This is a genomic window from Agrobacterium vitis, assembly GCF_013337045.2.
Lineage (GTDB): Bacteria > Pseudomonadota > Alphaproteobacteria > Rhizobiales > Rhizobiaceae > Allorhizobium > Allorhizobium vitis_B.
In genome coordinates, this window is sequence record NZ_CP118262.1 from 119,636 (window position 1) to 131,912 (window position 12,277).

Annotated in this window: 10 protein-coding genes and 1 pseudogene; 10 read left to right on the top strand and 1 reads right to left on the bottom strand. The window is 54.7% G+C overall.

Features of this window, described 5'->3' with window-relative positions; genetic code table 11:
- Window position 1: 1 nt before the first annotated feature.
- The 3 genes from G6L01_RS26380 (at window position 2) to G6L01_RS26390 (ending at window position 5,106) form a co-directional block, all read left to right on the top strand.
- Window positions 2-1,921 carry a UvrD-helicase domain-containing protein gene (locus tag G6L01_RS26380; RefSeq protein ID WP_174096426.1) on the top strand — a complete coding sequence of 640 codons (1,920 nt, stop codon included), beginning with the start codon at window positions 2-4 and terminating at the stop codon, window positions 1,919-1,921.
- Window positions 1,922-2,076: 155 nt separating this feature from the next.
- Window positions 2,077-3,432 (top strand): anti-phage deoxyguanosine triphosphatase, encoded by a 1,356-nt coding sequence (locus tag G6L01_RS26385; protein WP_174096427.1) that lies wholly within the window; start codon window positions 2,077-2,079, stop codon window positions 3,430-3,432.
- 63 nt (window positions 3,433-3,495) lie between these two features.
- Complete coding sequence (locus G6L01_RS26390; protein ID WP_174000604.1) at window positions 3,496-5,106, top strand: GIY-YIG nuclease family protein; 1,611 nt, start codon at window positions 3,496-3,498, stop codon at window positions 5,104-5,106.
- Window positions 5,107-5,229: 123 nt separating this feature from the next.
- Here the strand turns inward: G6L01_RS26390 and G6L01_RS26395 are convergent, their stop codons facing one another.
- Window positions 5,230-5,373, bottom strand: coding sequence for a hypothetical protein (locus G6L01_RS26395; RefSeq protein ID WP_174096428.1), 144 nt, complete (start codon window positions 5,371-5,373; stop codon window positions 5,230-5,232).
- 242 nt (window positions 5,374-5,615) lie between these two features.
- On the opposite strand from G6L01_RS26395, the gene G6L01_RS26400 reads away from it, so the two are divergent.
- The 7 genes and pseudogenes from G6L01_RS26400 to G6L01_RS26430 all read left to right on the top strand — a co-directional run bounded on the left by G6L01_RS26400 (window position 5,616) and on the right by G6L01_RS26430 (window position 12,095).
- Window positions 5,616-6,749, top strand: a complete 1,134-nt coding sequence (locus tag G6L01_RS26400; RefSeq protein WP_174096429.1) for a radical SAM family protein — start codon at window positions 5,616-5,618, stop codon at window positions 6,747-6,749.
- Window positions 6,740-7,330, top strand: coding sequence for a 3'-5' exonuclease (locus tag G6L01_RS26405; protein ID WP_234902233.1), 591 nt, complete (start codon window positions 6,740-6,742; stop codon window positions 7,328-7,330). The genes G6L01_RS26400 and G6L01_RS26405 overlap by 10 nt, the downstream gene beginning before the upstream one ends.
- The gene (locus G6L01_RS26410; protein ID WP_174000608.1) at window positions 7,327-7,911 is read left to right on the top strand and encodes an AAA family ATPase; all 585 of its coding nucleotides are present in this window, start codon (window positions 7,327-7,329) and stop codon (window positions 7,909-7,911) included. The genes G6L01_RS26405 and G6L01_RS26410 overlap by 4 nt, the downstream gene beginning before the upstream one ends.
- Before the next feature lie 118 nt (window positions 7,912-8,029).
- Complete coding sequence (locus G6L01_RS26415; protein ID WP_174096430.1) at window positions 8,030-9,013, top strand: helix-turn-helix transcriptional regulator; 984 nt, start codon at window positions 8,030-8,032, stop codon at window positions 9,011-9,013.
- A 383-nt stretch (window positions 9,014-9,396) separates the two neighbouring features.
- The gene (locus tag G6L01_RS26420; protein ID WP_035252886.1) at window positions 9,397-10,104 is read left to right on the top strand and encodes a toll/interleukin-1 receptor domain-containing protein; all 708 of its coding nucleotides are present in this window, start codon (window positions 9,397-9,399) and stop codon (window positions 10,102-10,104) included.
- A 20-nt stretch (window positions 10,105-10,124) separates the two neighbouring features.
- Complete coding sequence (locus G6L01_RS26425) at window positions 10,125-10,388, top strand: hypothetical protein (RefSeq protein ID WP_174096431.1); 264 nt, start codon at window positions 10,125-10,127, stop codon at window positions 10,386-10,388.
- A 217-nt stretch (window positions 10,389-10,605) separates the two neighbouring features.
- Window positions 10,606-12,095 (top strand): annotated as a pseudogene (locus G6L01_RS26430) (phospholipase D-like domain-containing protein).
- The last annotated feature ends 182 nt before the right edge of the window (window positions 12,096-12,277 follow it).

A 12,277-nucleotide genomic window follows, 5' to 3' on the forward strand; every position in this document is an offset into this window, starting at 1 on the left:
CATGGCCGTGCTGTCGCGACGGGTTCGCCCCGATGATTGGAAGCCGGTGGGGGTGGAAGCGCTCGAAGCGAATGCTATGAAGGTTGTCCGCTCATCTAACAATCGATCCGTAATCGCCGGCCCTGGAGCGGGTAAGACAGAATTGCTGGCGCAACGCGCCGCCTATCTCCTCCAGACGGGCGCCGCACCTGCCCCTAGGCGCATTCTCGCGATCAGCTTCAAGAGAGACGCCGCGACAAACCTCGCGGCGCGCGTCCGCCAGCGCTGCCATCGGAATCATGCCGGCCGTTTCGACTCTATGACCTTTGACGCCTTTGCCAAGGGTCTTATCGACCGCTTTGGTCAAGCGCTGCCCGAACGCTGGCGGCCACGACCAAGCTACGAAATCATTAATCCCTATGACCCGATGTATCGTGGACAGTTTTATGCCGACTTTCTGTATCGGCAGGTGGGTGCGCCTCCGCCATCGGTCGGGACGTATGCGGACTTACAGGCGATCGCGACGAAAACATTCGAGCGCCGACATTTGGTTGGATCGCCATTGCCCGAGGAAGGCTGGTTGAATCCAAGTCCCAGTCAATGGGCGGCAGATCGCTTCTGGCAAACATCGCTCCATGAAGGCAAGAAATGTGTCCTGACCTTCCCCATGATCGGGCGGCTTGCCGGACTTCTGTTGAGGGTCAATCCGATGGCGCGAGAGGCACTTAGACTGACCTATTCGCACCTGTTCATGGATGAGTTCCAGGATACGACGCCGATCCAGTATGATCTGGTCCGCACGATTTTCCTCGGTACTGACACGGTGGTTACGGCCGTTGGCGACAACAAACAGCAGATCATGCGCTGGGCGATGGCAATGGACGATCCCTTTGCCGCGTTTGACGCCGACTTCTGCGCGAAACGGACACCACTCTACAACAACTATCGCTCGTCGCCCGAGTTAGTGCGTATCCAGCACGTCCTTGCGCAGGCATTGGACGCCCATGCTGTGGTGCCGGTGTCGAAAACGGTGGGAACGATCGCCGGAGACAGCTGCGCGATCTGGGATTTCTCGACGCCGGAGGTCGAGGCGGATCGCCTGGCGGGGTTCGTCGCAGGCGAGATGAAAACCCACAAGCTAGGCCCGCGCGATTTTGTTCTCCTCGTCCGCCAGAAGGCTGGCGACTACGCGTCGGTCCTCGAACCAGCTTTTAGCGCCGCAGGCATTCCCCTGCGCAACGAGGCTGGGGCCGTCGGTGCGGTCATGCTGCAAGAACTGTTGGCGGAAGAGGCATCGGGGTTGGTTGTTTCCATTCTGCGCCTTGCGATGACCAAACGTGCTGGCCGATACTGGACGCACTGTCAGGAAGCGCTAGCGGCGCTCCACGGCGTTGCCGCTGATGATGAGGCCGCGCAGGCCAAAATCGCCCGCGAACTGGACGCAATTTCGATCAAGCTAGCCGCCGCGCATCCCAGCCCACCAAAGGCGAAGGTGGTTGCACGATCTATCGTTGACGACGTTTTATCGTTCATCGGCCGAGAACGGCTGATTGCCTTTCATCCGGCCTACGGTCAGGGCGGTTGGCTCGACAAGGTGCTTGACGCGGCCGCGGTACATTTGCTGCAGTCCTCGGCCGGTCGAGCCGACTGGCCCTCTGCTCTCGACGCCTATGAAGGCGTTCACGCAATTCCGCTGATGACGATCCATAAGAGCAAAGGGCTTGAGTACCATAGCGTCATCTTCGTCGGTCTTGACGACGGCGCATGGTGGAGTTTCTCCGACGATCAGATCGAAGCTACTGCTGGGTTCTTCGTTGCTTTTACGCGAGCGAAACAGCGCGTTGTTTTTACGTACTGCGCGCGGCGCGGTGCCCGAACAAAGATTGCGACACTTTACAATCTCCTGGGAAAAGCGGGTGTCCCGAGGATACAGGTTGGTTAGCAGGTTAGTTCCGGGCACGAGGCGTTGGTGCGCGCATCCTTTGCGTGTCGAGGGCCGCCATTGGTCCCTTCGGATATCTGTCAGCAAATCTCTCGAACAATCTTGTTGACGTTTCGACTTTCAAACCCCTCAGTATCGATTGAAAGTGAGGGGATATGAAACATTGGGAAGAAAGACGAAGCGCCTGGACACAGCAGCCAGAAGACGCCCGAACGCCGTACGACGTTGACTACGCCCGCATCGTACACTCAGGCTCTTTCCGGAGACTTCAAGGCAAGACGCAAACGTTGAACCTCGGCGACAGCGATTTCTATCGTACCCGATTAACGCACTCGCTTGAAGTCGCTCAGATTGCCAACAGCATCGTCCGCCAGCTAGCCGCGTCCGAACATGCGGCGCACAGCTATTTGCCACCTGCAAGTTTGATTCAGTCAATCGGATTTGCTCACGACTTGGGCCATCCGCCTTTCGGGCACGGCGGGGAGGTTTCGTTAAATTATTGCATGAGAGACAATGGTGGTTTCGAAGGAAATGGTCATACGCTCCGGATTCTATCCCGCCTGGAAAACTTCTCCAAGCAGCATGGTGCTGACCTGACGAGGCGGACCCTGCTCGGTGTATTGAAGTACCCTGTCAGTTACAAAGACGGGATAAATCCTAAGAAAATTCCGAAGATAGATGATATTCCGCAGTCGATCAGGGTCATCGATAGAGAAAGCTCCAAGCCGCCGAAATGTTATTTTGAGTGCGAGCGTGATGTCGTTGACTGGTTGTTGGAGCCTCTTAGTCAAGCTGATCGCGCGTTGTTCGAGGCGTTCGAACCGGCTTCGACTGATGACGATGGGAAACATCGACACGCAAAGCCCCTGCACAAATCTTTTGACTGCAGCATTATGGATGTCGCCGACGACATCGCCTACGGTGTACACGATCTCGAAGATGCGATTGCGATGGGCCTAGTAACGGAACGGGATTTCCGCAATGCCGTGACCGAGACCAAGAGTGCAACTTTCCTAGACGCCCTTAAGAACAAATATCCGCTTGAGAGCCGGAACAACGTATACGAGGCTTTCGTCAGCAGTCTTTTTGGAGATGGAAAAGAACGGAAACACTATATTAGTCGCCTCGTACATCACTTCGTGACAAACATTGAGATAGTCGAACTTGTTGAATTCGATGAGCCCCTAATAAGATTTCGTGCCCTTCTGTCCGGTCCCCAGCGTCAGTTTTTAGACGCTTTCCAGGACCTTATCGTCACTAAGGTTATCAAGAGCGCGGAAGTCCAGCATCTTGAATTTAAGGGGCAGAAGATGGTTGTGTCTGTGTTCGAAGCGTTGGCGTCGGATCCGAAGGCACTATTGCCAGCTGATGCATATTCGGATTTTGCGTCCGCCAAGAAGGACGCCCGGGTGATCTGCGATCATGTAGCAGGCATGACGGACAGCTTCTTGCTCAAAACATATGATCGGCTGTTTAGCCCGCGGATGGGATCGGTGTTTGACAAGGTGTAGTTCGAATATGTGGAGGAGTGGTAATGCTCCTTGAACAGGCCTTGTTACGTGAGCAGAAATCAGATGGCGGATCTCGATAGAAATCAAAAATTTGCGGTCTTCGGAATGGCCACCAGCCAGCGGATTGACAGCTCAAGGATGCACCTTAGCGACAAGCAGATGAAAGCGGCGCGCCGGAATTCCGAGTTCGCCAGTATTATCGACTTGGCCCAGTCCATGACAGGGCCTGGCTTCCCGCTTGATCGAAAGCTTCGAGAATTCGTTAGAGAATTCAACAATCGGGTGATGATGGCCCGAGGTGACGAACAACCACAGTCATTTGATGTGTTGCAGGCGTTTGTGGAACCCCACGAACGAGCTTTGCTACTTAAGATTTTGCCTGAAGCCTTCCATTCGTTGGATGTAAACTACATTCTCGACAAGCTGACAGATCCAAATCGACCTGTGGACTCAAAACAGCTTATGTCGCTCCGCGAGGGCGTGATTTATCACGCGAATATCCCAGGATCATACCAGAACCTACAATTTGTTGGAGACGATCATCTGGCTTTCTACGGAGCCGCCTTCGTTCGCCATGGTGAGGAACTATCGATTATCGGTGTTGCGGCCAAGGATGGTAGGGAGACCGGATTAGAGCCCTATGCCTTTACTGATGGTGAATTCGATCCGGATCGGCAGTTTCTCCGGCTTGATCGAGCCACAATCGACGGGAACCATGCGGAATTTTACGAGAGCGACAAGCTCTATCCTCTGATCTTTTTAACCCGAGTTGATCTGGCGCGCAAAACCACGATGGTTCGCTTTATCCTCGAGGAGATGAAGGATATGTTTTCTGTATACTCCGACAGTCGGGAAATATACACTTACATGTTAAAAGGCAGAAAGCTGCCCCTTGAGGGCGTTTCCGGCACATTTGATAAATCGCATCATCAGTTAACGAAATACGCCCAAGTATTTTCGCTACTCCGCGACATTCCTTTCTCTGTTTTAGATTTAGAAGATGATGACGACCTTACAATAAGCCGATATCCAACTGAGCTGAACATTTCGAAGAACAGTACCAACGTCAGGAAGATACGGAAGACACTTTCTCTTCAGGAAGCCCCAAATTACGTCGATGTGAAATCCATCATCAAAGTTGCTGCCGATACGAAGACCTACGACTGGCAAGCAGAGGCTTTCAAGGTCGAGCAGAGCGGCTATTGGAAGACCCTTGGGCCGGGAAAAAGTGGCGTTGGTAAGAACGGCGACACGGTTCACGGTCGGACCTGGGTAACGGTCAAGGAAAGCTGGATCGAATCTCTAGGTTTTGAGCCTCCGGAGGCCTCAGGTTCCTTGGCAATGAAGGTGACCACCGACTCCACTGACCTTGGTTTTGTCTACGTTATGCGATCCGCGAACCATCCTAAGGACCAGTACAAAATCGGGTTCACTGTAAAAGACGTACACGACCGAGCAAACCAACTGTATTCGACATCCGGTCAACCGGACCAATTTAATGTCGTTCAGCAATGGAATGTGCGCGCGCCTCGCCGTGTCGAGGCTCTAGTTCATGAAAAGCTAGCCGCATACCGCGTGAACCCGAGTCGCGAATTCTTCACTGTCAAGTACGAACATATCAGGAAGGTGATAGAGCAGGCTATCCAGGATCTTGCTGCAGCCGTCTCCGAATGAATGGATCAGCGTTAAGCGGGGCAGCGCCAACGTCAAACTCTCCCGCCCCTTCTACTCCCGCTATTTCTGCTGCAGCGTGACCGGAATGCTGCCGATAGTCCCCGTGAAGATTTCTGGAGCCTTCTACCATTGTTCGTAGGCAGCGGCCCAAGCTTGAATGATGCCGCCGAAGGTCAAGGCAATCGTCAATGCAAGGATACCAGTCTGTATCTTCTTGTTGTCGCCATGCCGCTGCTCCTCCAAGTCGAAGGCAGTGATGGTGTTCAATGCTTTCGCTTGCTAGAGTCATCCTGACATCGAATTTTGGCGACGTTTGCGAACACCTTTTTGCAATCGATGGTTTGCACGCCGATTAAATGAGCTCCACTTAGCTCTCCGCCCCACACGTGACGCTCTGACCGTAGTCGCCGTATCAGGCCTGTCGCTTCAGGGTGAAATACTCCAAACTGGGCTTGTCCAAATCGGCAAGGTGAGCCAATGTGGGGTTGTAGCGCAGGTGGGAGGAACAGATGGCTTCAATCATTACCGTGCGCGGCAAAACAGTGCATCGCGATCCGCCGAACCTTCCAGACAGCCTCAGAAATTTCATCGATTATCGAAAGTCAGGTCTAAGCCTCAACCATATCGTTGGTTGTCCGCTGGATTGCGGCTATTGTGTTCGTCACCTGTTCGACAATTTTGAGATGAAGCGTCCCCATTTGGTCGTTGACGATTATGTGGCTGTGGAAGTTCTCCTCGATCATTGGGCATTCCGAGCGCATCGAACCCCCATTCAGATATTCAATCGCGCCACCGACCCGTTTCTTCCGGGCGTAAAGGATCATCTCTTCCGGACGCTAGAGGCGTTAGACAGCCGTGGCCTTTCGAACCCGGTGCTCGTCATCACACGATGGAAGGTGAAGCCGGCCGACGTCGAACGACTTGAGGCGCTGTCGAACATAAAGCTGACAATCCTCGTTACTTGGTCGGGGATTGACGATGACAGGGTTGAGCCGGTGTCTTCAGCCATCGCCGAACGTAGCCTCGAAGTGCTTGCTTGCAATGCTGTGCGCACCAAAAAGATCTTGTACTGGCGGCCGATCATCTCGGGCCTGAACGACTCGGACGCCCATATGGCTAGGGCTCGCAAACTTGCGGATCTGGCCGACGCCACGGTATTTACGGGCCTCTTTTATCGTGAGGAAATCCGCGAATATTTTCGTTTGGCGGGTGTCCCTGACCTTTACGAGGACGTAGCGCGGCGCAAAATTTTGCCAAGCGAAACCGAAAATCGCGTCCTCGCTAGTTTCAGCGGTTCCCCCCTGTTCAGGAAGACGTCTTGCGGGGTAGCCTTTGCGCATGGAGTGGCCGACTACAACGGTCACTACGGCATCAGTGAGATCTGCGGTATTTGTCCCGAAACACAGCATAATATTTGCAGGGCGTGCCACAGACGGCCAAGCTTGGAGGAGACTCAAAAACTTGCGGAAATCGTATCGCTTGCGACGGATACAATTGCGATCTCGGACCGATGTGTTGAAGTCGATGGAAGTAGCGAACACCAACGCTACTTCATGCAGCACGCCCTGAATTATCAGGTCCATGATCGTGCCCAGCCTCACCTGCGTGACCGGCATGGGCGAGCGGAGATTGGATGGAAATGAACTGGGAAAAAGTTTGGGTCATTGATGTCGAAGGTAACGGTGCCACCCCGGCTGAAATCGTCGAACTCGCTTTGCTGGAGCTGGTTGACCTTGAGCCGAGCGGGCGTGCCTTCCACTGGTTACTTAAACCACAGGAACCCATCAGCCCGATGGTGACGCGTATCCACGGCATAACTGACGCAGATGTAGCAGAAGCACCAATTATCGACGACATTGCGGACGACATTCTCAGATGGACCGATCAGGCCGTGATTGTCGGGCACAACGTCCGCGTCGAACTCGACATTATCAAACGGTCGATCACCGACTGGAAGCCATCCGCGGCAATAGATACGTTGAAGCTTGCCCGCGCATTACGGCCGGGGTTGGAATCTTACAGCCTTGAGAAGCTGGGTGTAGCTCTAAACTTGACTTCGACCGCAGAGCGTCAGACGGGTCTGAAGCATCACTCGGCGCAATTCGATGTCGCGTTGACTGCGCTCGTTTTCAACAAGCTCCTCACGCCCCTTGATCCTGGCGCACGCGCGTCGCGGGTAAGGGAGGCCGACATTCTTTTCATTGCTCAGGAGAGCTTTTTATGACGGTAAAGGTTGGATTGGCCGGCACGCATTCGACAGGGAAGTCGACATTTCTTGATGCGTTGAATGTGCGCCTGACAAACGACGGTGTACGCGTGGGTCGGATCGGAGACCTTGCAACTGCCGCCAGGGCTCGTGGTTTTCCAATTTTGACCCAACACAATTTCGAAAGCACGCTTTGGATTATGGCAGAGGGTATGAGACAGGAAGCGGAAGCTACTTTGACGAGCGACGTTATACTAGTAGATCGGCCGGTTTTCGACGCGCTCGGGTATCTTTACGCAGCATTGCAGATATCCGGTAGGGCTTTGCCAGAGCCTAAAATTGATGAGTTGCGCAGGATCGCGGAAGCCTGTGCAATTGATTACGATATCGTTATTTTGACTGAACTTGATGATAGCGTTGGTCTGGGCGAGGGACGTGATGAAAATCACGCATTTCGGGTCGCCGCTGGGGAGCAAATTGCCGCTATCGCACAGGCTAGCGGACTCACTCCGCTCGCCCTCACGTCTTCTAATTCAGGGAAAATGCTGGAAGTAGTTCATAAGAAGATATTGTCGAGCCTTGGGTGTGCGCTTCAATAGTTCGCACAGCCTCTCTCTGACGCAATCCGCGAAAGAATTGCATCTCGACAGATTGAAAATTCATCCATAGCGTATGTGGGTGTCAATATCTGACATAGTCAGCGGCCCAGGATTTTTCATGTCGTTCTCCAAGTCTCAAGACCTGATCAGGTTGGCGCGGCTGGCAGCCACGCGGCCTACTGGGATCAGCCTTGATGAAATCTGCGAGCAGTTCACCGTCTCTCATCGAACAGCGCAACGTATGACTGATGCGCTGGAGTCGTTATTCACCAATGTCGAGGCGATCGATGGCCCGGACCGTCGACGGCGTTGGCGTGTCGCTGACCCGATGCTCAACCGTCTCCAAATCCGTCAAGAAACGGCAATTGAGGCTTTGGAGATCGCGAACCGGGCGGCGAGGGTCGATGGCCGGTTGCGCCACGCTGCTGCACTTGAAGATTTGCGCGACGGATTGTTGGCGCGGCTGACACCCAAAGACGCTTTGCGCACAGAAGCCGATGTCGAAGCGGTTCTGTTGGCTATGGGATCGGTCACACGCCCAGGACCGCGTGTTAACATGGTGCCCACTGTCTTAGATGCGGTGATAGAGGGGCTGCGCGGTCCGTTCAGGCTACGGCTACGCTATGGAACCGCGGACGCGCCAGAACGGATCGTCGAGCCCCACGGTCTATTGCTAGGGCATCGAACTTATCTCGTGGCGCGTCAGCCCGCTCGCGGCGACGATATGCGGAATTTCCGTTTGGACCGGATACTAAGCGCGCATACCTTAGATGAGAGCTTCAGCCTCTTGCCCGGCTTTTCGCTGGAGGAGTACGCGGCCCAGTCGTTTGGCGTCTATCAGAACCCCAAGCAATATGACGACGTCATCTGGCGTTTCGCTCCGCAGGCCGCAGCGAGGGCGGCTGAGTTCTGCTTTCATCCGAAACAGACCGTTGAAGAGGAGGAGGACGGTAGCCTTATTGTCCGATTTCGTGCGGCGGGCTGGCTGGAAATGGTGTGGCATCTTTATTCATGGGGAGATGCGGTCGAGGTAATTGCTCCGGCGGGGCTGCGCAGAATGGTTGAACATCACCGCAGAAGCGACTTCGAGGCCTTTCCATAACGGATTTCTAACGCAAAACGTAAGCGCCGACCGATCTTATTTATTCTGGGTCGGAGTATGTCAGCTTTTGACACCCTCATCGATGTATTGTCGGAACAGCCCGATTCCCAGGGGTGTTCGATGAGGAGAAAATAATGTCGAAAGGTAAGGCAAGCGGAAGCAATTTTCGCAGTGCAATCAGTGGGCGGTTTTTGACTGCCAAACATGGACACGCAACCCCGCGAACGACGGTTCGAGAAGCCAAGGGCGGGGGGAGCACCGGGGGTACATATAGAAGTGCCATTTCTGGTCGGTTCGTGACGACCAAATACGGCAAGTCACACCCGCGCACAACGATCAAGGACAGCTGAACGCAGCATCCCTTTTAAGAGAAAGTAATTCTGATGGTTCAATGTACAGCACCTAGAGAGGGGCATCGCTCGGCAAGTGCGGCAGCAAATTGCCCGGCATGTCGTGGCCGCAGCCGTTATAGTGGCTACAGTAGTTATAGCAGCTACAATAGCGGTTATGGGGCATCCTCTATTTCACCGTCTTATCGCTCCCCGTCAGGAACCACTGGCGGTGGGTCTAGTAGGGTACGGGCAAAATGGTCCAAAGCCGGTTCATCCGTATTATACACACCTACTGAAGTGCGTGCGCTCACGCCAATCCGCCAGACTGTCGAAAAACGAGCGGAACTACCGGATCTCCGGGATGTATTCCTGTGTCATGCTTGGGATGACCGGCAGGGGGATGCAAAGGTGCTGCACGATCTGCTCGAAGCGCGTGGCGTAACGGTGTGGTTCAGCGAAAAGGACGTTGCCCTCGGTACGTCGTTACTTCGCGAAATCGACAAGGGATTGGCAAAGTCCCGTGTCGGGATTGTGCTTGTCACGCCCGCATTGCTGCGCCGTCTTCCAGCAGCAGGTGTTGCCGACAAAGAGCTCTCTGCACTATTGGCGACCGAACAGCTCGTACCGATCGTCCATGACACAACGTACGAAGCTCTCCGCAACGTCAGCCCCCTGCTGGCCTCGCGAAGCGGCTTGAGCACCGAAGACGATACTTTGACCGTTGTGGCAGACAAGCTCGCTGAGCTTGTTGCGAGCTAGATTTATTTGAGGATGCGCCGATGTTGAAAACCGATACCCGCCAGGCTAATTGGCGCCGAGCCAATCCGGCCAAATATAATGCTCACCTTGCCGTGCAGCGGGCGGTTAATGCAGGTGATCTGGAAAGGCAAACATGTGAGGTCTGTGGGATTGAAGCGGTCGATGCTCATCACGATCGATACGACGAACCCCTAAAAGTACGTTGGCTGTGCCGGTTGCATCATACTCGCCTTCATCACCGTGGCGAAGATATGTTCCCACTTAGACGCCAGGATAATTGCTGACGAAGATAATCAATCATCCCAAGCGGTTGGGTTTTTAATGAGCGGGTCGTGGGTTCACATCCGTTCAAGGCGCAGAATGCTCCTCTGGTGCCGTCGCGACCTTCTCCCCCGGCAATCGGCAGATCGAACTGAACGGTCGAGAAAAGAAGAAATCTGATTCCCGAGTAGCCCGGTCCGGTGGCCTGCTTTAAGGAATGTTGCCGCCTGGGAGAAGTAAATGACTGAAGAGCCGCTTTTGAAGCCGTTAGAAAATTGTTGGCGGGTCGAGCGCGCGGATGAGTTCGCTATCTTGATCGACGCAGATATCTACTACGCGGCCGCAAGGTCGGCGATGAAAGCGGCGAAACGCTCGATCTTTCTTGTTGGCTGGGATTTCAACGCACTGGTGACCCTCGGGAACCCTGATCTCAAGGACGACGGACCTCAAGGGGTTGGCGACTTCCTTCTTTGGCTCGCTAAGCGTAATCCTGATCTCGAAATCCGCCTGCTTCTGTGGAATCCCGGGTTCCTTTCGAGCTGGGCGAAGGCCGCGAACGTCCTCTATCTTCTGCGGTGGAAATTGAACCGTCAGATCACGGCGAAGCTGGACGGCAACCATCCGGTCGGCAGCTCCCATCATCAGAAAATCCTCGTCATCGATGACAGTTTGGCATTCTGCGGCGGGATCGACGTGACGACCGAGCGTTGGGACACCCGCGACCATCTCGACGACGCCCCGAAACGCAAACGTCCGGATGGCACTTCATATGGCCCTTGGCATGATGCCTCGAGCTATTGCGTCGGTCCAGCTGCGCGCGCGCTCGGCGATCTTTGCCGCGAGCGCTGGCACCTTGCGGGCGGTGAAAAACTCGACCCCGTCGAGCATAATGGCGAGTTTCCAACTGTCGAGGGAGCGATCGCGTTTGGCGAAGTTGACCTTGCGATCTCGCGGACCAGCCCGGCGCACGGTGGTCGCGAGCGGATCACAGAGATCGAGAAGCTCTACATCGACATGATCATGTCAGCGCATAAGGTCGTCTACGCCGAGAGCCAATATTTCGCGTCCCGTGCGGTGGCCCAGGCGATCGCCAACAGGCTGGGGGAGCCGGATGGACCGGAATTCGTGCTCATCAATCCGGTCAAAGCCGATAATTGGCTGGGCGCGCTCGCAATGGATTCGGCGCGCGCGAATTGCGGGAATCCCTGCGTCATCACGACCTTTATGACAGATTACGGATTTACCATCCGGTGACGGCGAAAGGTCAAGCGATCTACGTCCATTCCAAATTGATGATCGTGGACGATAGAATGATGCGGGTCGGGTCCTCGAACTTCAACAATCGTTCGATGCGCTTCGACAACGAATGCGACGTCGCCTTCGAGGCGGGTGGCGCGGACGCGTTGAAGGCCAAGCTCGCGAATTTGAGAAACGACCTGCTCGGCGAGCACCTTGGCGTCGACGTTGAAACCATTCGAGATGTCGTGGATAGGCAGGGCTCAGTCATTGCTGCGATAGAAGCACTTAGGCTGCCGCGAGGTTTAGGAGAAGCAGGGTCGAAGCGGACGCTAATCCCCTATGAGACGCCTGAGTTGGAAGACCTTGCGCAGTGGATGGCCGACAACGAAATCCTTGACCCCGAAGGTCCGGAAGAGGTTTTTGAGCCAATCGAGAAGCGCGGCCTCTTTCGCGGCCGGCTCAAAATGCCCTTCCAGCAATCCAGGACCTGACCTCTTTGCCGATCCCAGGCTAAAGCGTCGTAAGACTGCGTTCGCACCGCTTTCGACAAATCATCTGATGGGTTCGATATCGAGACAGTCGCTCAATGATATCGGAAATCGTTCTCATGGTAGGCCCTCCGTGGAGCGGCGAGCCAGAGAGCCAACCGATTTCAATGCAATAATGCTGCGCT